General features: G+C 34.3%; 27 protein-coding genes and 1 tRNA gene. 16 read left to right on the top strand and 12 right to left on the bottom strand.

Going from position 1 to position 22,611, the window contains the following annotated elements; translation table 11 throughout:
• Positions 1 to 13: 13 nt before the first annotated feature.
• Positions 14 to 439 (bottom strand): ATP-dependent zinc protease family protein, encoded by a 426-nt coding sequence (locus tag SUDEN_RS08780; protein ID WP_011373304.1) that lies wholly within the window; start codon positions 437 to 439, stop codon positions 14 to 16.
• Positions 440 to 660: 221 nt separating this feature from the next.
• Here SUDEN_RS08780 and SUDEN_RS08775 point away from each other — a divergent pair, with 221 nt between their 5' ends.
• Positions 661 to 903, top strand: coding sequence for a hypothetical protein (locus SUDEN_RS08775; protein WP_011373303.1), 243 nt, complete (start codon positions 661 to 663; stop codon positions 901 to 903).
• Between the two features lie 38 nt (positions 904 to 941).
• Here SUDEN_RS08775 and proB read toward each other — a convergent pair whose 3' ends face one another.
• Positions 942 to 1,709 carry a glutamate 5-kinase gene (proB, locus tag SUDEN_RS08770; RefSeq protein ID WP_011373302.1) on the bottom strand — a complete coding sequence of 256 codons (768 nt, stop codon included), beginning with the start codon at positions 1,707 to 1,709 and terminating at the stop codon, positions 942 to 944.
• A 179-nt stretch (positions 1,710 to 1,888) separates the two neighbouring features.
• On the opposite strand from proB, the gene SUDEN_RS08765 reads away from it, so the two are divergent.
• From SUDEN_RS08765 to SUDEN_RS08755, 3 genes are all read left to right on the top strand, one after another.
• Positions 1,889 to 2,116, top strand: a complete 228-nt coding sequence (locus SUDEN_RS08765; protein ID WP_011373301.1) for a hypothetical protein — start codon at positions 1,889 to 1,891, stop codon at positions 2,114 to 2,116.
• Between the two features lie 2 nt (positions 2,117 to 2,118).
• A complete protein-coding gene (locus SUDEN_RS08760) occupies positions 2,119 to 2,337 on the top strand; it encodes a hypothetical protein (protein WP_011373300.1) in 219 nt (72 codons plus the stop codon).
• A 60-nt stretch (positions 2,338 to 2,397) separates the two neighbouring features.
• A tRNA-Arg gene (locus SUDEN_RS08755) sits at positions 2,398 to 2,474 on the top strand.
• Between the two features lie 42 nt (positions 2,475 to 2,516).
• Here SUDEN_RS08755 and trpA read toward each other — a convergent pair.
• Positions 2,517 to 3,257, bottom strand: a complete 741-nt coding sequence (trpA, locus tag SUDEN_RS08750; protein WP_011373299.1) for a tryptophan synthase subunit alpha — start codon at positions 3,255 to 3,257, stop codon at positions 2,517 to 2,519.
• Positions 3,254 to 3,658 carry an Hpt domain-containing protein gene (locus SUDEN_RS08745; RefSeq protein ID WP_011373298.1) on the bottom strand — a complete coding sequence of 135 codons (405 nt, stop codon included), beginning with the start codon at positions 3,656 to 3,658 and terminating at the stop codon, positions 3,254 to 3,256. Before SUDEN_RS08745 ends, trpA begins: the two co-directional genes overlap by 4 nt.
• A 76-nt stretch (positions 3,659 to 3,734) precedes the next feature.
• Between SUDEN_RS08745 and panB the strand changes: the two genes are divergently transcribed.
• From panB to SUDEN_RS08730, 3 genes are read left to right on the top strand one after another with little or no spacing between them, the layout of a single operon-like run.
• Complete coding sequence (gene panB / locus SUDEN_RS08740; protein ID WP_011373297.1) at positions 3,735 to 4,526, top strand: 3-methyl-2-oxobutanoate hydroxymethyltransferase; 792 nt, start codon at positions 3,735 to 3,737, stop codon at positions 4,524 to 4,526.
• Between the two features lie 8 nt (positions 4,527 to 4,534).
• Positions 4,535 to 5,548: a Holliday junction branch migration DNA helicase RuvB gene (gene ruvB / locus SUDEN_RS08735; RefSeq protein WP_011373296.1), complete on the top strand. Its 1,014-nt coding sequence runs from the start codon at positions 4,535 to 4,537 to the stop codon at positions 5,546 to 5,548.
• On the top strand, positions 5,545 to 6,588 hold the full coding sequence (locus tag SUDEN_RS08730; protein ID WP_041672297.1) for an AI-2E family transporter: 1,044 nt from the start codon (positions 5,545 to 5,547) through the stop codon (positions 6,586 to 6,588). The genes ruvB and SUDEN_RS08730 overlap by 4 nt, the downstream gene beginning before the upstream one ends.
• Here SUDEN_RS08730 and SUDEN_RS08725 read toward each other — a convergent pair.
• Complete coding sequence (locus tag SUDEN_RS08725) at positions 6,585 to 7,475, bottom strand: lipid A biosynthesis lauroyl acyltransferase (protein ID WP_011373294.1); 891 nt, start codon at positions 7,473 to 7,475, stop codon at positions 6,585 to 6,587. The two genes, SUDEN_RS08730 and SUDEN_RS08725, sit on opposite strands and share 4 nt — an antisense overlap.
• 119 nt (positions 7,476 to 7,594) lie before the next feature.
• On the opposite strand from SUDEN_RS08725, the gene SUDEN_RS08720 reads away from it, so the two are divergent.
• The 7 genes from SUDEN_RS08720 to SUDEN_RS08690 all read left to right on the top strand — a co-directional run bounded on the left by SUDEN_RS08720 (position 7,595) and on the right by SUDEN_RS08690 (position 13,752).
• Positions 7,595 to 8,500: a PDC sensor domain-containing protein gene (locus SUDEN_RS08720; RefSeq protein WP_011373293.1), complete on the top strand. Its 906-nt coding sequence runs from the start codon at positions 7,595 to 7,597 to the stop codon at positions 8,498 to 8,500.
• Complete coding sequence (gene hisH, locus SUDEN_RS08715; RefSeq protein ID WP_011373292.1) at positions 8,497 to 9,120, top strand: imidazole glycerol phosphate synthase subunit HisH; 624 nt, start codon at positions 8,497 to 8,499, stop codon at positions 9,118 to 9,120. Before SUDEN_RS08720 ends, hisH begins: the two co-directional genes overlap by 4 nt.
• On the top strand, positions 9,117 to 9,827 hold the full coding sequence (hisA, locus tag SUDEN_RS08710; protein ID WP_011373291.1) for a 1-(5-phosphoribosyl)-5-[(5-phosphoribosylamino)methylideneamino]imidazole-4-carboxamide isomerase: 711 nt from the start codon (positions 9,117 to 9,119) through the stop codon (positions 9,825 to 9,827). The genes hisH and hisA overlap by 4 nt, the downstream gene beginning before the upstream one ends.
• An 80-nt stretch (positions 9,828 to 9,907) precedes the next feature.
• On the top strand, positions 9,908 to 10,282 hold the full coding sequence (locus SUDEN_RS08705) for a response regulator (RefSeq protein ID WP_011373290.1): 375 nt from the start codon (positions 9,908 to 9,910) through the stop codon (positions 10,280 to 10,282).
• A complete protein-coding gene (locus tag SUDEN_RS08700) occupies positions 10,282 to 11,115 on the top strand; it encodes a 50S ribosomal protein L11 methyltransferase (RefSeq protein WP_011373289.1) in 834 nt (277 codons plus the stop codon). The genes SUDEN_RS08705 and SUDEN_RS08700 overlap by 1 nt, the downstream gene beginning before the upstream one ends.
• A gap of 2 nt (positions 11,116 to 11,117) precedes the next feature.
• On the top strand, positions 11,118 to 13,109 hold the full coding sequence (gene ftsH, locus SUDEN_RS08695) for an ATP-dependent zinc metalloprotease FtsH (protein ID WP_011373288.1): 1,992 nt from the start codon (positions 11,118 to 11,120) through the stop codon (positions 13,107 to 13,109).
• Positions 13,099 to 13,752: a phosphatidylserine decarboxylase gene (locus tag SUDEN_RS08690; protein WP_011373287.1), complete on the top strand. Its 654-nt coding sequence runs from the start codon at positions 13,099 to 13,101 to the stop codon at positions 13,750 to 13,752. Before ftsH ends, SUDEN_RS08690 begins: the two co-directional genes overlap by 11 nt.
• Positions 13,753 to 13,758: 6 nt before the next feature.
• On the opposite strand, the gene SUDEN_RS08685 is transcribed toward SUDEN_RS08690, so the two are convergent.
• From SUDEN_RS08685 to SUDEN_RS08675, 3 genes are read right to left on the bottom strand one after another with little or no spacing between them, the layout of a single operon-like run.
• The gene (locus tag SUDEN_RS08685; RefSeq protein ID WP_011373286.1) at positions 13,759 to 16,098 is read right to left on the bottom strand and encodes a tetratricopeptide repeat protein; all 2,340 of its coding nucleotides are present in this window, start codon (positions 16,096 to 16,098) and stop codon (positions 13,759 to 13,761) included.
• A 50-nt stretch (positions 16,099 to 16,148) separates the two neighbouring features.
• The gene (serS, locus tag SUDEN_RS08680; RefSeq protein ID WP_011373285.1) at positions 16,149 to 17,396 is read right to left on the bottom strand and encodes a serine--tRNA ligase; all 1,248 of its coding nucleotides are present in this window, start codon (positions 17,394 to 17,396) and stop codon (positions 16,149 to 16,151) included.
• 12 nt (positions 17,397 to 17,408) lie between these two features.
• On the bottom strand, positions 17,409 to 18,320 hold the full coding sequence (locus SUDEN_RS08675) for a methylenetetrahydrofolate reductase (RefSeq protein ID WP_011373284.1): 912 nt from the start codon (positions 18,318 to 18,320) through the stop codon (positions 17,409 to 17,411).
• 54 nt (positions 18,321 to 18,374) lie between these two features.
• Here SUDEN_RS08675 and serB point away from each other — a divergent pair, with 54 nt between their 5' ends.
• Both serB and SUDEN_RS08665 read left to right on the top strand, forming a co-directional pair.
• Positions 18,375 to 18,998: a phosphoserine phosphatase SerB gene (gene serB / locus SUDEN_RS08670; protein WP_011373283.1), complete on the top strand. Its 624-nt coding sequence runs from the start codon at positions 18,375 to 18,377 to the stop codon at positions 18,996 to 18,998.
• Positions 18,998 to 19,318 (top strand): hypothetical protein, encoded by a 321-nt coding sequence (locus SUDEN_RS08665; protein ID WP_011373282.1) that lies wholly within the window; start codon positions 18,998 to 19,000, stop codon positions 19,316 to 19,318. Before serB ends, SUDEN_RS08665 begins: the two co-directional genes overlap by 1 nt.
• A 7-nt stretch (positions 19,319 to 19,325) precedes the next feature.
• Here SUDEN_RS08665 and SUDEN_RS08660 read toward each other — a convergent pair whose 3' ends face one another.
• From SUDEN_RS08660 to rpsF, 4 genes are all read right to left on the bottom strand, one after another.
• The gene (locus SUDEN_RS08660) at positions 19,326 to 21,053 is read right to left on the bottom strand and encodes a hypothetical protein (RefSeq protein WP_011373281.1); all 1,728 of its coding nucleotides are present in this window, start codon (positions 21,051 to 21,053) and stop codon (positions 19,326 to 19,328) included.
• Positions 21,054 to 21,163: 110 nt separating this feature from the next.
• A complete protein-coding gene (gene rpsR / locus SUDEN_RS08655; protein ID WP_011373280.1) occupies positions 21,164 to 21,427 on the bottom strand; it encodes a 30S ribosomal protein S18 in 264 nt (87 codons plus the stop codon).
• Positions 21,428 to 21,453: 26 nt separating this feature from the next.
• Positions 21,454 to 21,972 carry a single-stranded DNA-binding protein gene (locus SUDEN_RS08650; protein ID WP_011373279.1) on the bottom strand — a complete coding sequence of 173 codons (519 nt, stop codon included), beginning with the start codon at positions 21,970 to 21,972 and terminating at the stop codon, positions 21,454 to 21,456.
• Between the two features lie 51 nt (positions 21,973 to 22,023).
• Positions 22,024 to 22,437 (bottom strand): 30S ribosomal protein S6, encoded by a 414-nt coding sequence (gene rpsF / locus SUDEN_RS08645; protein WP_011373278.1) that lies wholly within the window; start codon positions 22,435 to 22,437, stop codon positions 22,024 to 22,026.
• Positions 22,438 to 22,611 lie beyond the last annotated feature (174 nt).

The following is a 22,611-nucleotide window of genomic DNA, read 5'->3' as shown; positions in this document are numbered from 1 at the left end:
CTCTTCTTTATGTTTATTTTGTCTGTTTTGTGAGATATTCTTGCGAAACATCAACTAAAAATCTTTTTGCTAAAAACTTTCTTCCTATGAGCATTGGGTATTTCATATCTGAGCGATTTGTCAAAGATATAACTGTAAGGTAACTTTTTCCAAAAAAATCAACTTTTACTTTGATCGATGGTCTGTGTTGAACCTCGCCGTTTGAACTTTTTACTTTTTTCATCTCATATAGAGGAAGCGATATTTTTTTGCCATGATATGCTTCATGAATTTCATCAAGCAATTTAAAATGAACAATCTGTTGTTCATCTATAAAAATATCATCGCAGTGCAAAGCATTTGAATCAGCTCCAGTGTCAATTTTTACATCAAGATCATAAAGCTCTAAATCGGGTATTGATATAATCTCTTTTGTACCAATAATTTTCTTTTTTAACATTGCGTAAATCCGATGTTTTGGGTAAATTATATCATATTTTCTAAAATCATAGGAGGAGCTTTTTTTAAGTTTTTTTTTAGCAAAGTTTTTTTTATTTATGAGTATAATTTTGTTTGAATAAAATGGGAAGTAGTCTCTTAATGGCAAGAACATTGAGAGTTGGAACGTATATTACGTAATGAGATTCACAAAAGTGAAATGTATTTGTTAAGAGGGCAAATATGACGTTTAAAGATTTAGAGTTTATACTAGAATTAAATGGGGTAATGAGAAAAGATATTGACTATATTCTAGATTTTAGTAGAAAAAATGGTATCGATAAAGAAGAAATTGATGATGAGCTAAATAGAATGGGTTACGAGAGAATCGTTGAAAATGAACTTGATGATGGATGGGATGAAGATGAGTATGAACATGTAGAAAAATTTCCACATAAAAATAAATTTTCAGAAGATTATGACTAAGTAAAAAGTTTGATAGCACATTTATGCGCTATCAATAATCAACTCTTTTTTGGCTCAAAAAGAGTTCCAAGTATATGTTTGCCTTCCAGTAAATACGACTCTGCAGCGCTAAGGTTGAATCCATTACACAAAAACATTTTGCGTCCGTTTTTTATCAAAAAATCAGCAGCTTTTAGTTTTGTCACTATCCCACCAGTTGCAAACTCATTGTTTGGTGTTGATATATCAGCTAGCAGATTTTGTGGGATTTCATTTACAACTTTATAGATTTTAGCATCTTTGAACTCTTGAGGATTTTTATCATAATAGCCATCAATATCACTAAGAATAACTAGCAACTCTGATTCAACAGCATGCGCAACATTTGCAGAGAGCTGATCATTATCGCCAAAGAGTTGCTCAGGGGTAGAAGTTATATCATTCTCATTTACAATTGGCAAAATACCATTTTCTAAATGAGCATCAATAATCTCTTGAAACATTTTTGTTCTTTTTCTTGAGTCAAAATCATCCTCTGTGAGTAAAATTTGTGCCGTTGTGATATCATAAATATCAAATTTCTTTTTATAAGCCGTCATTAGAATAGGCTGACCAGCCGCTGCTAAAGCTTTTTTTCCAATCTGTTTTCTTTTATCTAATTTAAGTGCGGAGTACCCAGCAGCGACCGCTCCTGATGTCACCAAAACTACATCATACCTCTCTCTTAGTTTGGCAATCAATGTTACAAGATTGAGCATACGCTCCTTGGCAATATTATTGTCCTGCGTTAAAACTGCCGTTCCAACTTTTATAACAATTCTGTTCATAGACTTCCTTTGTTTTTTTAAAGATACTCTGTTTTATAATTTATAAGAGTAATTCTCCCCTATTGTAACAAGTCAAACATTTTGTTTTTATTATAAGGATAATTTAATAAACTAAATGAGAATTGATAGATTATAAATTATGATAGAATTATGCTTATATAATTTAGATAGGATTTTTTATGCACGAACAGACAACTTTGATTAGATTAAATGATAAAATATCAGCAATTGTAGAGCACTACAAGATGTTAAAAGAGGAAAATGAGGCGCTTCGACTTGAGAGTGTGAGATTAAGGGCAGAGGGTGAGTTAAAGAGTCAAGAGATATCTAAACTTATAGAACAAAATGCACTTAAAGATTCTGAGATAGAATCAATTGTGGACAAACTAGAAAGTATTATGGCGTAGAAATGAGTAAAAAACTAGGATTAAATATAGGTGGACGTCGCTTTGATGTTGATGTGGACGACCAATTCGCCTTTTTTTTAGACAAAGAGATGAGAAAGGATTTTAATATAGATGGAAATAACGATTTAAAGTCACTTCTTCATGCGTATGTACGCAAAAATCATGAGCTATATCTTCAAGAGCAAAAAATAGAAGAGATAACAAAAAAATTAGAAATCTAAAGCAAAATTAATTCTTATGTAAGTTAAGAGTGATATAATTTCGTTCTTTTAATGTAGTATGCGCTCGTAGCTCAGCTGGATAGAGCACTGGTTTGCGGTACCAGCGGTCACACGTTCGAATCGTGTCGGGCGTACCATTTATTTGAAAAATGCCTATTTTAGGCATCTTTAAATCAACTTCAACTATTTATCTCACCTTTTAAAATTTTAGCAAGTTCACTACAGTTATCTATTTTCTCTGTATAGCTCAAAGTTTTGTCTAAAAGTATCTCTACAAAAGCACTTCCTACTATTACACCATCTGCACCTTTTACTTTATCTTTAGCCGTTTTTTTATTTACTCCAAAACCTACATAAATAGGAGTTTGTGTATGCTTTTTTATATTTGATAAGATAGGTTGTAAATCTTCTGCTTTGCCTGAACCCGTTATACCTGTATAAGCGACCATGTAGATAAATTTTTTAGAATCTTTAACTAGCTGCTCAATTCTCTCATTGGTGTCTGTCGGTGCTACAAAGCTTATATTTGAGAGTGCATTTGCATTAAATAAATCATTAAACACAACGCTCTCTTCATGTGGTAAATCTGGGATAATAAATCCACTTAACCCAATCTCTTTTGCAAAAGGGAGTAGCTTTTGCATATTTTGTTGATAAAAACTATTAAAATATCCCATCCATAGAGTATCTACTTTAGGTGCAATTTCTTTAGAAATTTCTATAAGATCTTTAAATCTAAATCCAAACTCAAGTGCCTTCTGATTTGCCAACTCTATCAAAGGACCATCTGCTACTGGGTCTGAAAATGGCACTCCAAGTTCAAGTGTATCAACACCACTTTGACTTAGTGCTAATGCTAAATCAATACTGAAAGATTTTTCTGGATAACCAGATGTAATATATGCTACTAATTTTTTCAATTGTTTTCCAAGTCAGGTAATTTAAGTAGAGAAAATTTTATGCGGCTTAGCTCTTTATCAAGAGTTAAATCATTTTTCCATGCATTAAACATATCGCTAATCTCAAGCAGCCAATTTATAGTTTCTTCATTAGCACTTGAGTGATTTGTTCTAATATTTTCAAGAGCATCTTCAACAAAAGCTGCAAGTTTTGCCATTTGTGAGATTTTTAAATAGCTTGAAGCTGATTTAATATTGTGAAAAACACGAAAAAGCTCATCAATGCTCTGTTCGTACATATTTGGTTTTGATAAATCTATAATCATTATATCCATAGAATCAACCATCATGGAGTAGTGCTCTAAAAACTCATCAACTATCTCATAATCAAAAGTAGAATCTAAATCACTTCTTGCGCCCATAAAATATTTCTCCTGTAAGTCCAAAATTATATCTATTTTTAGTTAAAATACTTTTTATTAAAACAAAGAGTTGAAAATGGCAAAAAAAATGACAATAACATCTATTAAAAAAAGCAAAGGGGTACACCCTTTAGTTATGATAACTGCTTATGATGCTCTTTTTGCAAGACTTTTAGAGCCAAGTGCAGATATGATTTTAGTAGGCGATAGTTTAAATATGAGCTTTGCTGGAAGAGATGATACTCTAAGTGCAACACTCTCTCAGATGATATATCATACAAATGCCGTTGCAAAAGGGGCAAAAAATAGTTTTATAATTTGTGATATGCCTTTTGGAACTTATACAAACAGAGATGATGCTCTTAAAAATAGTATTAAAGTTTTTCAAGAATCAAGCGCTGATGCCCTTAAGATAGAGGGTGGAGAGGATAAGGCAGAGATAATTAGCCATCTCTGCTCAAATGGAATCGCTGTGTGCGGGCATATTGGACTCTTACCACAAGCTTTTAGAAGTGAGGGCGGGTACAAAGTAAAAGGAAAAACAGATGAGGAGAGAATTCAACTCATAAGAGATGCTAAAGCCATAGAGAAGGCTGGCGCTTTTTGTATGGTAATAGAGGGAGTAAAGGCTGATGTTGCCGCTCAAGTTGCTGCAAGTGTAAAAATCCCAGTTATAGGAATTGGCGCTGGCAGAGATGTGGATGGACAAGTTCTTGTATTTTCTGACATGTTGGGACTATTTGAAGAGTTTACTCCAAAGTTTGTAAAAAAATATCTAGATGGTGCATCTTTGGTTAAAGAGGCATTAAAAAGTTATGCCGATGAGGTTAAAACAAGAGCGTTTCCTCAAGATATCCACACCTACTAAGAGAAGATATGCAAAGATTAGTTGAAATAGAGCGCTTTGATAGTGAAGAGAGTGTAGAGGTTACTCTGCGCCCCAGTGCTTGGAATGAATATATTGGGCAAGAACAGATCAAAAAAAATCTCGGTGTTTTTATAGAGGCTAGTAAAAAAAGAGCAGAGGCGCTTGATCATGTTCTTTTTTATGGACCTCCAGGTCTTGGAAAGACAACTTTAGCACTTATAATTGCAAATGAGATGAACGCTAACATAAAAGTAACAGCAGCTCCCATGATAGAAAAAAGTGGAGATTTAGCAGCGATTTTAACAAACCTAGAAGAGGGTGATGTGCTCTTTATAGACGAGATTCATCGCCTCTCTCCAGCTGTAGAAGAGATACTCTACTCATCAATGGAAGATTTTCGCATAGATATTATTATAGGAAGTGGACCAGCCGCTCAAACCCTAAAGATAGACCTTCCCCGATTTACTCTCATTGGTGCAACAACAAGAGCAGGAATGCTCTCAAACCCTCTTCGTGATAGATTTGGTATGAATTTTAGAATGCAGTTTTACTCACCTGAAGAGCTATCAAAAATAATATCTCAAGCATCAAACAAACTAAATAAAAAAATAGCAGATGAGGCTTGTAGTGAGATAGCAAAAAGAAGCAGAGGAACTCCACGTATAGCTCTTAGACTTTTACGACGTGTAAGAGATTTTGCAGATGTTGCAAATGAGAAAGACATACTGCATTCAAGAGCACAATATGCACTTGATGAGCTTGGTATCAACTCTTATGGATTTGATGAGATGGATATTAAGCTCTTAAATCTTTTAGTTGGAGCAAATGGCAGAGCGATGGGACTTAGCACAATTGCCGCTGCTCTTAGTGAGGATGAGGGAACTGTAGAGGATGTTTTAGAGCCATATCTTATAGCAAATGGTTATTTAGAGAGAACTGCTAAAGGTAGAAAGGCGACACCTTCAACTTATAAAATATTAAATGTTACAATGCCAGCACTAGATGATGGAGGGCTTTTTTGAAACCACAATATTTTGTAGCAATACTTTTTGCAACATCGCTTTATTGGATGTATCTTTTATATGCACCATTTTTACTTGGAATGATTATTGCGGCACTTTTAGCAATCTCTACTTCAAATATTCATAATTTTTTTGAAAAAATATTGAAGTCTAAGTTTTTAGCGGCTCTCTCTTCTAGTATTTTGTTAGCGGTGCTCTTTTTTGTTCCACTTGGATACTTTTTGGTAACTTTGAGTATCAAGTTAAACAGCGTGGATCCTGAGGTTTTTAAAAATATTGAAATTACGATAAGAGATTTTTTAGTAAATCCGCCAGAGTATCTTCTTTTTTTGAAACCATATATGCAGACAACAATAGAAGATATTAGCATAAATTCTATTGCTTCATATATATTTTCATTTACGGGAGATATTGGCTCTTTGAGTGCTGGGTATTTAAAGAATTCATTTTTGGTGATAGTTTTTTACTTTTTTGCTCAATATAGCGGTGGCTTTATTATTGATTTGTTAAAAAGAGTTGTTCAGATGTCTGCGGATGAGGCAACACTTCTCGCTAAGGAGTTATCGTCTGTCATGAGTGTTGTTTTTTACTCCATTATTGTAAATGCGATGCTCCAAGGAATACTATTTGGTTTAGCTATATCATACATGGGTTATAATGGGCTCCTTTTTGGCATCATGTATGGTTTTGCCTCTCTTATTCCAGTAGTTGGAGGCGTCTTAATGTGGCTTCCATTTACGCTATATGAGTTTTCTATGGGAGATAGCTCAAATGCAATTTTTATAGCACTCTATACAGTTGTAGTAATCTCAATAGTAGCAGATACATTTATTAAGCCATTGATTATAAAAGAGTTAAATTTAAGGCTTCTAAAAGAGGATGATGCAAAGATGAATGAGCTTATTATCTTCTTTGCAATTATTGCTGGACTTACTACCTTTGGCTTTTGGGGTATGATTTTAGGACCTGCGATTACAGCATTTTTTCTTACAATATTAAAACTTTTTGAGGCAAGAACAAAAGAGTGTGAAAACGTTTAAGAGCTCTTTTTATATATTTGAGGATAGTCGCTTTTAAATCTTCTATGTATCCAAAACCAAAATTTTGGCTCATCAAGTATAAGCATTGAGAGCCAATCTGCTTGAAGTTGAGTTGCTACTCTTATATCCTCTTTTTCATCATCACTTCTTTGCACGACAATCTCATCAAAAAATATAAGAGTATAGTTGTCTTCATCATCTGTTGTAATGGTTACGGGGATAATTGAAGCGTTGTATTTTCTAGCCAAATAGGCAGGAGTTGCTGTTTGATGAACTCTTTTGTTTAAAAAATCAACTTCAACACCCTCTCTTTGGTTAACTGCAGTATCTATTAATATTCCACATGCTTGCTGATTTTTAACAATTTTTATAAGAGGTTTTATAACATTTGATTTCTCTAGTGATTTATTGCCAAATTTAGCACGAGATTCTAATACCCAGTTTTGGTAATCTAAGTTTTTCATCTTTTTAAAGACGGCATAAACGCTCTCAATATAGTTGCCAACTGCTGCTCCTCCAAGCTCCCAAGCGCAGTAGTGCGAGGTTACATATATGACAGCTTTTTGCTCTTTATGAGCTTTTTCAACAGCCTTTATATTTTTGATAGTTACTTTTCTCTCAAACTCCTCTTTACTCATGTGTCTCATCTCCATAAGATGCAAAAAATTAAGAAGCAGATTTCTAAAACTGTATTTTATAATATCTTTTTTCTCTTCTTTGCTTATAGTCTCTGTATAAATAAAATCTAAATTTATAAAACCTATGTTTCTGTATCTTGGTGATGCATAATAGGCAATAAAAGCTAAAGAAGTAAAGATTTTTTTTCTTATTTTTCTTGGTAAAAGCATCAAGAATTTTTCTAATAATAAAAATAGTTTAAAGCTCATAATTGTTAAATAACTCCCTAATTGTTTGAAGATTTATTATATCAAATGATAGTGCATAAAACCAATTATTATTATCCATTTGGTATAATTGCGGCTTAATCATAAAAGGTACATTGCACATGACGGCTTCAGATATACAAAATTTTTCCAACGGTAGAACGAAAGCAAGAGCATATTTTTGCTATCTTTTTTCTAAAAATATTCAAAACAGAATGCCATCTTTAACACAAGAGATGGCGATGATAGGTCTTTTAAAGACTAAAGAAGATTTAGAAAAATGTGAAGGTGTGTATCTCCTAGACGATAGAGGAGTGCAGGTTTCTCCTACTTTTACATTAACAAAAAGAGTAGATGAGGATGTTGGAAGAATTAGAGCCGAGAGAGCATACTACTATAGAGCTGTAAAAGAAGGAAGATGTACCATCACTGATCCATATCCATCACTTATAACAGGAGATTTGACAGTTACAATTTCTCAGCCTATTTATGATGACAAGGGAGAATTAAAGTATGTAGCGTGTCTTGATATGCCACTAGAAGAGGTTGTTAAAATCTCACGCTCAACAATGCTTGATAAATTTTTTCTCTCTCTATTTAGATACTCATATGCAGCTTTTGCTTTTGCTTTAATCTCGGTAGCACTGCTTCTTTTTATAAAAGGGGCTCAGAGTTTCTTTTTATATGAGATTTCGCCTGAACATTTCCAAATAAAAGATGTGTTTGAAGCAACAATTTTGCTAACACTCGCTCTTGCTATTTTTGATTTGGCTAAAACTCTTATAGAAGAGGAGATTTTGGGTAGAAGCAAAGATAGTAGTATCTCAGGACCGCATAAAACAATGGTAAGATTTTTGGGTTCAATTATTATTGCACTCTCCATTGAGGCGCTGATGTTAGTTTTTAAGTTTGCAATAACAGATCCAGAGAAGATATTATATGCCATGTATATTATTTTAGGTGTTTCAATGCTCTTGATTACACTAGCTTTTTATATAAAATTTACGAAATTAAAGATTGAAGAATGATAGCAATAGTCGATTATAATATGGGAAATTTGGCAAGTGTGCAAAACGCATTTGCTAAAATTGGGACTCAAACAGTCATAGAGGGTGACCCAAAAAAGTTTAAAGAGTATGATAAATTAATTCTCCCTGGAGTTGGCGCTTTTGGCGATGCAATGGAGCACCTAAGAGAGAGAGGGATGATAGAAGCTATAAAGGAGTTTGCTGCATCTACTAAGCCTATTTTAGGTATATGTCTTGGTATGCAACTGCTTTTTGAGAGTTCAGAAGAGTTTGGAGAGCATGAAGGTTTAGGGCTTATCAAGGGAAAAGTTGTAGCTTTTGATACATCAAAATTTGAAGAGACTCTAAAAGTGCCACACATGGGTTGGAATAGAATGTTTACAAAAGAACATCCATTATTTGAGGGACTCGATGAGGAGCATTATCTTTACTTTGTGCACTCATATCACGCCCTTTGTGATGATGAGAAAGACTCAATTGGCAGAACCTTTTATGGATATGAGTTTACATCTGCAGTTGCTCATGATAATATTATGGGAATTCAGCCTCATCCAGAAAAAAGTCATGATAATGGACTTAAAATATTAGAAAATTTTACAAAATATAGGAATTTAAAATGACTCTATATCCAGCGATTGATTTAAAAGATGGTAAAGCGGTAAGACTTACAAAAGGTCTTATGGATAGTGCAAAAATATACTCAGATGAGCCGTGGATGCTTGTTAAAAAATTTGAAGAGATGGGTGCAAAGTGGGTTCATTTAGTTGATTTAAACGGAGCTTTTGCAGGAGAACCTAAAAATCTTGAACAGATTATAAAAATTAGACAAAACTGTAAGGTTAAACTTGAGCTTGGCGGTGGTATTCGTGATGAAGATACAATCAAAAAAATGCTAGAAATTGGAATAGATAGAGTTATTTTAGGCTCTATTGCTGTAAAAAATCCTACATTTGTAAAAGAGATGGCGGCAAAATACCCAATTGCAGTAGGTATTGATGCGATAGATGGATTTGTGGCTGTTGAGGGCTGGGGAGAAGTTAGCGCTATGCGTGCTACTGATTTGGCAAAAGAGTTTGCAAATGCTGGTGTTGAGGCGATAATCTGTACAGATGTTTCAAGAGATGGAACGCTTAGTGGTGTGAATGTTGAGTTTACACTAGATATAGCAAATGCTTGTAAAATCCCAACTATTGCTAGTGGTGGTGTAAAAGATGAGAGCGATATAGAAGCTCTTGTATCCGCTAAAGGAATAGATGGCGTTATTATAGGTAAAGCCTATTATGAGGGTACACTTGATTTACCTAAGATGTTTAAAAAATATAGTTAAGTTTTGCTTAATCATAAAATAAATAAAATTTAGGTACTATTATTGCTTAATTTACAAATATTTATATAAAAGGATTTCTTTTGAAATTACTTGTTGTTGATGACAGTTCTACGATGCGTCGTATAATAAAAAATACATTACAAAGACTTGGTCATAAAGACATATTTGAAGGTGGAGATGGCGTTGAAGGCTGGGGTGTATTAGATACTAACCCTGAAATTGATATGCTTATAACAGACTGGAATATGCCAGAGATGAATGGGCTTGAACTTGTTAAAAAAGTCCGTGCTGATGCTCGTTTTAAAGACCTTCCAATTATCATGGTAACGACGGAGGGTGGCAAAGCAGAAGTTATAACTGCCCTAAAAGCTGGTGTAAACAACTATATAGTAAAACCATTTACTCCTCAAGTTTTAAAAGAGAAGCTTGGCGCAGTTATGGGTATTGACGTGTAATGCAAGAGCATTACTTTGAATTAGTTATTAAAGTCTCTTCACATCACTCTCTCTTCTTAGATTTTTTAGCAGATACATTACCAGTTGGCTTTGAAGAGATAGATGATGGATTCATTATCAGAAGTGAAGATGAGGTTGATACAATAATATGGGGATTAGAGCAGTTTAGGGAAGCTTTGCAAAAAGCCACGGGAGATGTAATAGAGCTTGAGTATAAACAGAGCAAACTTAAAAATAGTGATTGGGTAAAAGTTTATCAAGATAGTATTGAACCACTTCGTATAGATAAATTTTATATCCATCCAACGTGGGATGCTCCCGATGCAAATTTAATTAATATTGCAATAGATCCAGCATTGGCATTTGGAACAGGACATCATCCGACAACTGCTTCAGCATTAAGAGCAATTGCAAAGTATGTAAAAGAAGATGATAAAGTTTTAGATGTTGGATGTGGAAGCGGAATTTTAGGTGTTGGGGCAATAAAACTTGGTGCTGTAGTTGATGCGTGTGATACAGATATTGCATGTATTGAAAATAGCCAGTTAAACTCTGAGTTAAATAACGTAAAATTCAATAAGCTTTGGGAAGGTTCTTGTAGCTTTACTAAAGATAGATATGATGTTGTTGTTGCTAATATTGTGGCAGATGTTTTAATTTTTATAGCAAATGATTTAAAGAGTGTTGTAAAAGAGGATGGAGTTCTTGTTTTATCAGGAATTTTAGAGAAATATGAATCAAAAGTTTTAAAATTTTATCAAAATTTTGAGATTTTAGAAAAGATTACCCAAGATGAATGGGTGACATTTATACTAAAACAAGGTAAAAAATAGATATGCAAAACAGAGACGACAATAACAATAATAATTTTTTCAATAAAAATCCACTTATTACTTTTGCAATATTTTCAATAGTAATAATTCTACTTTTTAAAACCTTAATAGGTGAAAATAGCCCTAATGAAGCGTCAGTAGTTGGAAATAAAAGAGCAAAACAGATTAGTTATTCAGAGCTTAAGTCTTTAATAGAGACTAAAGGCGTAAACAAAGTTGATATTGGGCAGAGTTACATAAAAGCGTATTCAACAGACAATGCAACACTATATACTACAAGAATTGTACCAAGTGACTCAAAGTTAACAGAAGAGTTAGATAAGCAAGGTATAGAGTATAACGGATTTAGCGAAACAAACTGGTTTACTGAGATGTTTGGTTGGCTCTTTCCATTTTTGATAATAATTGCAATATGGATGTTTTTTGCAGGACGTATGCAAAAAAGTATGGGTAGTGGGATTCTTGGTATGGGTGGATCTAAAAAGATGATTAACTCAGAGAAGCCCAAAACAAAATTTGATGATGTAGCTGGTGTTGAAGAGGCAAAAGAAGAAGTTCAAGAGATAGTTGACTTTTTAAAATATCCTGCTCGTTATGTTGAGATTGGTGCAAAGATTCCAAAAGGTGTTCTTTTAGTAGGAAGCCCTGGAACTGGAAAAACTCTTCTTGCAAAAGCAGTTGCTGGAGAAGCCGATGTTCCGTTTTTCTCTGTTACTGGCTCTAGTTTTATAGAGATGTTTGTAGGAGTTGGAGCCGCTCGTGTTAGAGATTTATTCGAACAAGCAAAAAAAGATGCCCCTAGCATTATATTTATAGATGAGATTGATGCGATTGGTAAGAGCCGATCGGCTGGCGCAAATATGGGTGGAAATGATGAGAGAGAACAGACACTAAACCAACTCTTAGCTGAGATGGATGGCTTTGGAACAGATACCCCTATTATTATCTTAGCTGCTACAAACAGACCAGAGATTTTGGATCAAGCACTACTTAGACCAGGACGATTTGATAGACAAGTTTTGGTTGACAAACCTGATTATGAGGGGCGTATTAAAATCTTAAAGGTACATGTAAAAGGTGTTAAGATGGACTCCGATGTAGATCTCGCAGAAGTAGCTCGTCTAACTGCAGGTTTGGCTGGTGCAGATTTGGCAAATATTGTAAACGAAGGGGCACTCTTAGCTGGGAGAAAAAATCAAAAAACTGTAACACAAAAAGATTTATATGAAGCAGTAGAACGTGCTTTAGCTGGACTTGCTAAAAAGTCTCGCCGAATCAACCCTAAAGAGAAGAAAATAGTTGCATATCATGAGAGTGGGCATGCTCTTATGGCAGAGACGACAGTGGGTGCAAAAAAAGTTTCAAAAGTCTCTATTGTTCCTCGTGGGCTTGCAGCTCTTGGTTACACACTAAACACACCTGAAGAGAATAAGTTTATGATGCAGCGTCATGAACTTTGGGCAGAAGTTGATGTTCTTCTTGGAGGTCGTGCTGCAGAGCAGGTCTTTATTGGTGAAATCTCAACAGGTGCCGGAAATGACCTTGAACGTGCAACTGATATTATAAAATCGATGGTTCAAACATACGGAATGAGTGATGTTGCAGGACTTATGGTTTTAGAAAAAAGCAGACACTCTTTCTTGAGCGGCGGATATGGACAATCATCTAGAGAGTATAGTAACAAGATGGCTGAAAATATGGATGAGTTTATAAAAACATCTTTACAAGAGCGATATAATGGTGTTGTTGAGAGGCTTGAACTCTATAGAGATGCGGTTGAAGAGGTGGTAAAACTTCTTTATAAAAAAGAGAATATTACTGGCGAAGAGGTAAGAGATATTATTATTAATTTTGAAAAAGAGAACAATCTTGTTTCAAAAGTGAACATAGTTGTAGATGATATTGAAGAAGAGCTCAAAGCAGACGCTAAAATGGTTGAAGAAGCCGATAAAGAAAATAATAAACACAATAAAGAAGGCAGAGATGAGAAATAATCTTTTACCTATTGCCAAAGAGGGATGGAGCTATGTTATAGGTGCAGTTGTTGCATTTATAATTTTTACATTTTTTGATTTTGATTTTTTAGAATTCTTAGCGTTTTTAGCTACTTTATTCTTTGTTTTTGTATTTAGAAACCCTGAGAGAGAGTATGCGATATATCAAGAAAACAGCGTTGTAAGCCCTGTTGATGGAACGGTAGTTTCTATAGAAGAGTTGCACAATGATGAGCACAAGGGTTATAAAGTCGAGATAGATACTTCATATTTAAACGTAGCTCTGCTTAGGGTTCCATTTACTTCAAATTTAGAGAGTATTAGGATAAGTAAGGGGACTAGACTCTCTGCGCATAGTCCACTCTCAAATAGTATAAATGAGAATGCAGAGCTTGTTTTTAATGATATAAAATTATCAAATAAAATGAGAGTTGTACATAAATTAAAGCAGAGTTTCAAAGCAATAGACATTGATATTATAGAAGCTCAAAATATTATGCAGGGCGCAAGATATGGACTTATGATAAATGGCATTACAACTCTTTATCTACCAGAAAACTTCAGATTAAACATAGGACTTGGAAGTGAACTTAGTGCTTCAGAGTCGCTTATTGGCTACTTTATAAACGAGAGTAAAAAATAGCGGAAGCTATTTTTTCTCTGACAAACTTTTTTGCAGCATTAGTTTATCTATATCAATATCAAAATCAAAATATTCAGAATTAAAGTTGTTTTTATTTACTCTTGAGAGTTGTATAACGGCACCCTCATTATTTTTTGCCTCAAGATATAAAAGCCCTAGAGCAAATCTACTCTCTAAAAAATTACTATCTTTCATTTTAGATAACTCCAAAAGTGCAATTGCATTCTCATGATGATTCGCTGCAGTTGAAGCAACAGCGCCTAAGAATAGAGTTTGAGCGTCTCTTACCTTTAGATTGTCAATCAAATTGTTATATAGCGTAAATGACTCTTCATAAGCTTTATCATAAAGTGAAGCAAGAGCAAGAGCGCTTGTAATCTCATGCGTTTGGGATGTAGTTCCCGCTAATACTTCTTTTAAACGCTCTCTTAAGAAGTAGAGTTTTCCAGTGATTAAATTTTGTTGAATGTATAGACATCTTGTGATGTGGGCGCCATAATACAAATCGGTAAAGCTGAATTTTTGAATTTTTAAGTAGTTCATTACCTCGTTAGCATATTTTTTTTCTTCTAAATTGTTAAAGAGAGCATCTACTTGCATTAGATGAGGAAGAATCTCATCTGGAAGAAGTAGCGTTAATTTGTTTGCTGATTTTTGCGCTACTTCTATATTGTTTTGCTTAAGAGCAATTAGTATCTCAAGTGCCAAATAAAGAGGTCTTTGCGGGTAATCTTTCTCTAACCAATCTGATGCGGAGAGATAGTTGTCTTCACTGATAAAAAGGAGTGTTTTATATAAATCTATCTCTTGAGAAAACTCTTCATTAGCTATCTCATCTCGTATTATAGATAAAAGTTTTGTACTATCCTTATCAATTAATTGAGAACACATAACCGCATAAATCCCAGAGATATAGTTTTTTGCATCCAAATTGTAAGAGCGCACAAAATGTTTTTGAGCATCTACAAAATTACCAAGTTGAGCGTATGTAAGGGCTAGATTGTAGTGTAGGGCAGAGTGTTTTGGCTGAATCTCTACGAGTGAGAGCAGCATCTCGTTCGCTTCTCTGAGTTTAAATGAAAGAGCTTTTTGAATAGCTTTTACTATTCCTATATTTACACTTGAAGAGGATACGCTTTTTTCTAAGTACTCTTTTGCAGAATCAACATTGTCTATAAATATATTTGTATTTCCCTTTCGTATATAGCTTATAGTTTGATTTGCATTAAAAATTTTATATGGTGAAAAATAGAATATCTTTTGATAAGTAACCGCTTTGGAGTTATTGAGGGTATCTCTATAATGTTTTTGTGCTTCACTTGAATCAAACAATGAATCTTTTAATTTGACTTTTAGAGGATAGGGTTTATAGACTTCATCTCTAAAAATATCTGTAGCATTTTCTATCTCTCTTGCACCATCTTGTACCTGACCAGACTTTAGATTTATATATGCTATTGCAAGCTGTGCCTTCATAGGCTCTATGCCATTTTTAATCGCATTTTGGAGATATTTTTTGGCAAGTGCCAAATCTCCTACTCTTGCATAAAGAACTCCTAAAGAAAAATCATTTGAGAGAGAACTACTTTTTTCTAAACTATCGATTGCGTTTATATTGTTATCAAAAAGAGCATTTATTTTAGCGCTTAAATTGTTTTGTACTGCATCATACTCATTTGTAGTGGAGTTATTTAATGAGCTTAGCGCTTCCATGTAATTTTGATTATAGTAGTTGATGAGTGTATAGTAGTAAGAGTAAAGTTGTGATGACCTCTCTTGCGGAAGATAAGCGTATGCTAAATCTATATAATATCTAAAGGTAGCCTCATCGTCTAAATGAAGCGCACAAACAGCAGCATTTATTGCGCTTACACATCTTTGCTCATTATTTTTTATCGCTTTTGCAAAGGAGTCTAATGCTGTCTTATATTGAGCCTCTTTAATTTGAGCAACTCCTAGATTGTATGCGGAGACTGCTTCGGAGTATTGGGCTATTTTTTCATACAAAGAGAGAGCTTCATTTTTTGAACCACTTGAGTAGAGGTAGTCAGCTTTTGCTATCATATTTTCAATTTTACTAAGCTCTACAGGCTCTGTAATGGGTTTTTCTAGTCTATCTTCTATGTTTTGTGTAGAAGCAGTTGTGGGTTGTTTTGAAGATTTTAATAGTACAAAAAATATAATTACACCAACTAGAAAAACAGTAGCACCAATGGCGATATAAATAATTTTTTTATTTTTTTTAGATGAAGATTCTTCTTTTATTGAACTCTCTGATGCGCTACTCTCATTAGCGGCATCGATGTCTTCAATAATTATTATCTCTTCTTCTAATTCATTAGCCATCATCTACCTTGAAATTGTTTATATATTAAAGCAAAAATAGTGCCATAAAACTAGTTTAAATAGGGAGATAGTACCTTTGGAATAGTAATACTTCCATCCTCATTTTGGAAGTTCTCCATGATAGCGACAAGAGTTCTTCCAACTGCTAAAGATGAGCCATTTAATGTATGAACAAATGAGTTTTTATCGCCGTCTTTAAAGCGAATTTTTGCTCTTCTTGCTTGGAACTCTCTTGTGTTGCTTACAGAAGAGATTTCACGGTAAGCATTTTGTCCTGGAAGCCAAACTTCAAGATCCACTGTTTTTGCAGCACCAAACCCTAAATCTCCGCCACAAAGTCTTACAAGGCGATGTGGAAGTTCGAGCGCAGATAGTAAATCTGAAGCGGTTTGCACCATCTCATCAAAAATTTCATCACTCTGCTGAGGCTTTGTAATGCTTACAAGTTCAACTTTATGAAACTGATGCTGTCTTATCATACCTCTTGTATCTCTTCCCGCTGCGCCTGCTTCTTTTCTAAAGCATGAGGTATAAGCAGTCATTTTTATAGGAAGCCTCTCAACATGTAGTATTTCATCTTGATAAAGATTTGTAACAGGTACTTCAGCAGTTGGAATTAAAAATAACTCTTGACCTTGTATTTTATATAAATCATCTTCAAATTTTGGAAGTTGTCCAGTTCCCTCTAACGCCGCTCTATTTACAAGAGAAGGAACGCTAACCTCCTCAAATCCTCTCTTTGAGTTAAAGTTAAGCATAAAGTTTATAAGTGCGCGCTCTAGTTTTGCACCCATTCCAAAAGATACACTAAAGCGGCTAGTTGCCAGTTTTACACCTCGCTCAAAATCTATCCAGCCATTTTGTCCAGCTAATTCCCAATGCTCTTTTGGTGTAAAGCTAAACTCTTTAGGAGTTAGAACCTTTTTTATCTCAACATTGTCATTCTCATCTTTGCCATCAGGAACATCATCATCTGGGATATTTGGAATTGACATGGCAAGGTATTCTAGAGCTTCTTGCTTGATTCGTTGAGTATCAAGAGCCTCAGCAATTTTAATTTTATTTTCATCTACTTTAGCTTTTAGCTCAGTTGTATCTCTACCCTCTTTTTTGTATATGCCAAAATCTTTACTCATGCTGTTTTGAGCTGCTTGAAGAGTTTCATACGCAACTTTTGCAACTTTTAGTTCTTCATTTCTTATCTTTAAATTTTCAAGTAAATCAGCATCAACACCTTTGCGAGAGAGTTTGTTGCTTATAGTTTGGAAATCTTTTTGTAATAGTTTTAAATCAATCATTTTTGTCCTTAATTATATTAGTATATCATGAGCTAGTTGAAACTGGTTCGCACTCATGAGATGAATTTTTGGATGAAGTTTTTTTAAATCTAAAAATAGATTTCTGCTAAGCTCAAATCCTACCCTATACTCTTCATCGCTTCCTTTCTCATGAGCTTCACGGAGAAGTTCTATCCATTTGTCTGGTACATTTATTCCTGGAACATGAGCCGATAAAAATTGTGCGGTTCGGAGTTTTGTAATAGGGAAAATTCCTAAAATAAGTTCAGCATTTTTGTTTTCATTGTTACATGTAGTGTTTGCAGCATCTTTTAACTCAAGTAGGAGCTTTGCATTTTCTATGTCATAAACTGGTTGGGTTATTATTCCAAGCGCTCCATGTTTTATCTTTTTTTGCATCTTTTTTTGAAGTGTTTTTGGGTTTTTTGCATAAGAGTTTATAACCGCAAAAGGATAAATCTCACGAGGTTGATGAGCGAGAGGTTTACCTGCATAGTTTATGCCGCTGTTAAAACAGGCGATAATATCTAAGAGGAGCGTGCTATCGGCTTCAAAAACACCTTTTGTATGAGGCTGGTCTGATATAGTCGCTGGATCTCCAGTTAATGCCAAAATAGCTCTTACATCAACCTCGTTAGAACCTAGCAGGTCTGATTGGAGTGCTATTTTATTTCTATCACGCATACTCATTGTTGCAATTACGGGCTTCTCAAATCTATCTTGGAGCATTTTTGCAGCAAATAGAGAGTTGTATTTTAGTTTTGCAAGAGGGTTGTCTGTTGTTGTAAAACCATCTACTAGTTTATCGAGTCCTAACTTCGCTATTGTCTCAATTATGGGTGAGAAAATTGGTGAGTGAGATGGAGTTGTCTCAAGCGTTATATATGTGTCATTTTTTAGTTTATTTATGAGTTCATCAAACAAAAAGCATCCTAAATGGGTATAATTGCGCAATTATAACAGATAGGGAAGTAATATATGTTGAAATTGGCTGTTTTTGATTTCGATTCTACGCTTATGGACGGTGAGACGATAGATTTTTTTGCACAAGAGCTTGGTCTTGGTGAACAGGTAAGTAAAATAACCGAGGCTGCAATGAGCGGAGAGCTTGATTTCTTTGAATCACTTCAGCAAAGAGTAGGGCTCCTAAAGGGTTTAGAATACAGCGTTGTCGAGAGAATAAGCCAAAATCTGCCATACATGAAAGGCGCACAAGAGACAATAAAAGAGCTAAAGAGCAGAGGAATGCGGGTTGTCTGCTTTAGTGGTGGGTTTAGAAGTGCTACAGGATATGCTAAGAGTATTTTAGGATATGATGCGGACTTCTCAAACGTGCTGCACCATAAAAATCAGATACTTACAGGTCTTGTCGGTGGCGACATGATGTTTAACTACTCAAAAGGTGACATGTTAGTTCGCTTACAAGGGCTTCTGGGCGTTAAAGAGAGTGAAACATTGGTTTGTGGAGATGGAGCAAATGATCTCTCAATGTTTGCTCATGCAGGCAAAAGAGTCGCTTTTTGTGCAAGAGAAATACTCAAAAAAGAAGCAAATATAGTGATAGAGACAAAAGACTTAACTCAAATTTTGGAGAAGATATAGTGCTTACAAATAGTATCTGGAGACAGTATAATAGTGAAAACAATTTTAGAGAGTTGCTCGCAAATTTTTGTAAAATTAGTGAAATTGATTTGATAGAAGATGATAAAAATCTTTATAACGTGTTAAAAGCAAAATTAACAAAAAAAGAGCTCAAACTCTTTGCTATGGATAGCGCTAGCATAAGTGATGAGAGTATAAAAAAAGAGTTTGAGTGTAATGATGATGAGCTAAAAAATGCAAAGTTTAAGCTCTATAAGAAGTTAAAACAAGATAAAGTAAGATTAAGTTTTAAAGCTAGTTCTGTAGAAGATTTCGCGTAAGCTGGCTTTATAAAATAATCCTAAAAGAGACTCTTCTTGATCTCTCTTTATCTTCTCTATTTTCAACTATAACTCTTTTTGAAAAACTAAAACCGCTGCCCTTTAGTAGTTCACTTAAGAATATTTTTGTCTCTTGGTTTTGTATATTAAAAATATAACTAATAGTTGAAAATGAGCGCTTCATAGATAGTTCGGTGTTGTTTATATAACCTATTGAAAAGTCACTCATGCCCCATTCGCTTGATGTGTGTCCACTAACCTCAAGTGTCTTAAACAGCTCTTTGTTTTTCTTTAAAAACGGTAGCAATTTGAGACTAAATTTTTCTAAAAAAAGTTTTTGATTAGAAGTAAGAACAAACTCTCCAACATTAAAATACAGAGCGCTATCAATAAGTTCTATACTCAAATCCTCTTTTATGATAAGTTTTTTAGTTGCAATTTCATCTCTGAAGAGTTCTAAGAGTTGAGCATATAGTGTATTGGTATTAGCTTTTGATGCACCATTTTTGAAGATTTGCGCCATTTTAAGATTACTGTTTAGTTTTACTATCCACATGTTACTCTCTTGAGAATCTTTGTCTGTATGAATTCCAACAGCGCCTATTTGCGAATTATGTAAAATCTTAAGTGCATAAAAGGCATCACGTGAATCAGAGCCATAATGCTCTTGTGCTAACATTTTAAAGTTGCTATCCAAGAGCATGGCAAGACCATCACTGTTGTATTGATCCTCAACAACTCCAACTCCAACTATTTTTCCATCTGAGAACTCTTTTATATCTTTTAAAATTGAAGTATAATTTGTATTTATTGTCTTATCAAGAAGAATATTTTGTTGTAAATCTACTTTGAGTAATCTTATCTGCTCCTTGTTCATATCATTTAATTGTGAGAGTGATAGAGCAAAAGTATTATCTCTTAACTTTAGTATCTTATGTGCCGTCGTGTTTTTTTCGCCCTTAATATCATAAAGCCAAATTTTCTCTCCATGTTGCGTAACTCTTAAGATAGTTGGAATTTTCTCCCTCCCTATATTTTTTTGCCCTAAAATAATGATAGAGCCATCTTCTGCTTCTGCAGCATCAACCCCGTTCTCATCATCAGCAGAGCCATATTTTTTGCTCCATAACATCTCACCTCTCATTGAAAACTTTGCTAAGTAGATATCATTTAAGCCAAGACCGCCTTGAAAAAGATTTCCAGTATCGGTTCTTGATGTTGTAGATGAGCCAATTATTAAAACACCACCATCACGCAGAAGATGAATTTTACTCATTTTATCTTGATTTGGAGTTCCAAATATTTTATGAAAAATCATATTTGCATTAACATCGAGCCCAACAATCACAAGTGAGCCATTAATCGTATTACCTGCTACAATATATCCATTGTCATGAGTTTTTACTACACCTAAAGCCTCGGCAAATTGTGAGAGTTTAATTGATTTTCTAAGTTCTATATCAGCATTTGAACCTACTTTTACAAGATGAATCAAAGAGCCATTAGAGTTTGATAAAGATGCGAGGTAATCAAAGGCGTTTGTATAGATACCATCTGATTCTTTTAGTCCATTTTTATAAGATTTTATGAAACCAACAGCACTCATGGAGCGGTCAAAATCCTCAGTAATATCAAGAAGTGCATTATTAAATGGTTCATCAATTATTATAGAAAATGGTGCTTCTTTTGCATAAAGAGAAGATATTAGAGTGATTATTATTAATAGATAGCGCATGTTTCTACTTTTTTAACTATTGCATAGCAATAAATATTCCTAAAATTGGTAATAAAAATTGTGAGAGGGATAGAGTAAAAAAATGCCCAAAATGGGCATTTAGTAGAAAATTATCTTAAATTTTCAAATGGAGCAGTTACAACTGTGTTACGAGTTACAGTATATGGAACTAATGCCGCAGCACGAGCTCTTTTGATAACTGTAGCTATCATGTCTTGGTGACGTTTACAGTTACCTGTTAAACGACGAGGCATGATTTTGTATCTCTCTGAAAGTGAGAAGCGAAGAGCTCCTACATCTTTATAGTCCATGAAATCAACTTTTGCTTCACAATATTTACAGTATCTTTTTTTATACTTTCTTCTTTCTGCCATGTTATCTCCTTTTATTATCTAATATTCTAAAATGGAATTTCATCTTCATCAATGTCTATCTCTGGAATAGAACTGTTACTTGGCATCTGCTTTTGCGCACTTGGCTTTTGATAGCTTTGTGGTTGCTGCTGATAACTTGGTTGTTGATAACTTGGCTGTTGGTAGCTCTGATTTGGCTGGTTTTGTTGCACAGGATATTCATCCGATGGCGCAGCAGCACTATTTTTAGAGTCTAACATCTGCATAGTTTCAACAACAACAGTATGCTTTGAACGTTTCTGTCCATTTTGATCTACCCATTGATCAAAGTTAAGTCTGCCTTCTACTAGGATTTTACTCCCTTTGCGAAGATATTGATTGGCAATTTCTGCGCTTCTGGCAAAAAATGTAATATCTACAAAACAGACCTCTTCTCTCTTTTCACCATTTACGGTAAATTTACGGCTTGTGGCAAGACCTGTATTTGCTATGCCCATTCCACCTTGAGAGTATCTTAGTTCAATGTCTCTTGTTAAGTTTCCAACCAAAATAACTTTGTTATACATGAATATTCCTTCTTTGTTTAGGCGTTAGCCAATTACTGTGACGCTTTTTGACTACTCTTCTTCATCTTCTTCAAGTGCTGCAGGTATTACAACTTCTTCAACTTTAGCTTCACCAGCTGGTTGAGTAGCTTTTTTCTGAGCTTTTTGAACAAGTTGATTCCAAGCCGTTACTTCACGGTTTGTATCATATTTGATGGTTACAAAACGAAGTAACTCTTCATTTATACGAAAACGTCTCTCAATTTCACTAATCGCTGAAGGGTCAACTGAATAGTAGATAACATGAAAATATCCACGCTCATTTTTTCCAAGTGGGTATGCTAATTTTCTCATACCCATTGCATCTCTTGCTGCTATTTCGCCACCATTTGAAGTAATTATTTCTTCAATTGCACTGATATTAGCTTGAATTTCTTCAGCTGTTAATGTTGGTTTTACGATTACTAGGTTTTCGTAATTTCTCATAGAGTATAATCTCCCTTTGGTATTTCGCCCACAAAATAGGCTTTTGTTTCCCTTTCGGATGTATATATATCGAAATATATTATCGATACAAAGAGAAAGGAACGCCGAATTATACAAAAATATTACTTAAAAATATAGTAAGCCGTTATATATTTTATTTTTTTAGGATATAGT

Origin of the sequence: Sulfurimonas denitrificans DSM 1251 (assembly GCF_000012965.1) — a bacterium.
In the GTDB taxonomy this organism is placed as follows: domain Bacteria; phylum Campylobacterota; class Campylobacteria; order Campylobacterales; family Sulfurimonadaceae; genus Sulfurimonas; species Sulfurimonas denitrificans.
This window is presented reverse-complemented; position numbering and strand designations above follow the sequence as displayed.

Coding starts and splice junctions, on each gene's coding strand:
- SUDEN_RS08725 (WP_011373294.1), bottom strand. CDS start 7,475: ATGAGCTTTAAACTATTTTTATTATTAGAAAAATTCTTGATGCTTTTA.
- rpsR (WP_011373280.1), bottom strand. CDS start 21,427: ATGGCAGAAAGAAGAAAGTATAAAAAAAGATACTGTAAATATTGTGAA.
- SUDEN_RS08700 (WP_011373289.1), top strand. CDS start 10,282: ATGCAAGAGCATTACTTTGAATTAGTTATTAAAGTCTCTTCACATCAC.
- proB (WP_011373302.1), bottom strand. CDS start 1,709: ATGAACAGAATTGTTATAAAAGTTGGAACGGCAGTTTTAACGCAGGAC.
- SUDEN_RS08760 (WP_011373300.1), top strand. CDS start 2,119: ATGAGTAAAAAACTAGGATTAAATATAGGTGGACGTCGCTTTGATGTT.
- SUDEN_RS08690 (WP_011373287.1), top strand. CDS start 13,099: ATGAGAAATAATCTTTTACCTATTGCCAAAGAGGGATGGAGCTATGTT.
- rpsF (WP_011373278.1), bottom strand. CDS start 22,437: ATGAGAAATTACGAAAACCTAGTAATCGTAAAACCAACATTAACAGCT.
- SUDEN_RS08685 (WP_011373286.1), bottom strand. CDS start 16,098: ATGGCTAATGAATTAGAAGAAGAGATAATAATTATTGAAGACATCGAT.
- SUDEN_RS08650 (WP_011373279.1), bottom strand. CDS start 21,972: ATGTATAACAAAGTTATTTTGGTTGGAAACTTAACAAGAGACATTGAA.
- ftsH (WP_011373288.1), top strand. CDS start 11,118: ATGCAAAACAGAGACGACAATAACAATAATAATTTTTTCAATAAAAAT.
- SUDEN_RS08660 (WP_011373281.1), bottom strand. CDS start 21,053: ATGCGCTATCTATTAATAATAATCACTCTAATATCTTCTCTTTATGCA.
- panB (WP_011373297.1), top strand. CDS start 3,735: ATGGCAAAAAAAATGACAATAACATCTATTAAAAAAAGCAAAGGGGTA.
- SUDEN_RS08780 (WP_011373304.1), bottom strand. CDS start 439: ATGTTAAAAAAGAAAATTATTGGTACAAAAGAGATTATATCAATACCC.
- SUDEN_RS08765 (WP_011373301.1), top strand. CDS start 1,889: ATGCACGAACAGACAACTTTGATTAGATTAAATGATAAAATATCAGCA.
- serS (WP_011373285.1), bottom strand. CDS start 17,396: ATGATTGATTTAAAACTATTACAAAAAGATTTCCAAACTATAAGCAAC.
- serB (WP_011373283.1), top strand. CDS start 18,375: ATGTTGAAATTGGCTGTTTTTGATTTCGATTCTACGCTTATGGACGGT.
- hisA (WP_011373291.1), top strand. CDS start 9,117: ATGACTCTATATCCAGCGATTGATTTAAAAGATGGTAAAGCGGTAAGA.
- SUDEN_RS08720 (WP_011373293.1), top strand. CDS start 7,595: ATGACGGCTTCAGATATACAAAATTTTTCCAACGGTAGAACGAAAGCA.
- hisH (WP_011373292.1), top strand. CDS start 8,497: ATGATAGCAATAGTCGATTATAATATGGGAAATTTGGCAAGTGTGCAA.
- ruvB (WP_011373296.1), top strand. CDS start 4,535: ATGCAAAGATTAGTTGAAATAGAGCGCTTTGATAGTGAAGAGAGTGTA.
- SUDEN_RS08775 (WP_011373303.1), top strand. CDS start 661: ATGACGTTTAAAGATTTAGAGTTTATACTAGAATTAAATGGGGTAATG.
- SUDEN_RS08745 (WP_011373298.1), bottom strand. CDS start 3,658: ATGGGCGCAAGAAGTGATTTAGATTCTACTTTTGATTATGAGATAGTT.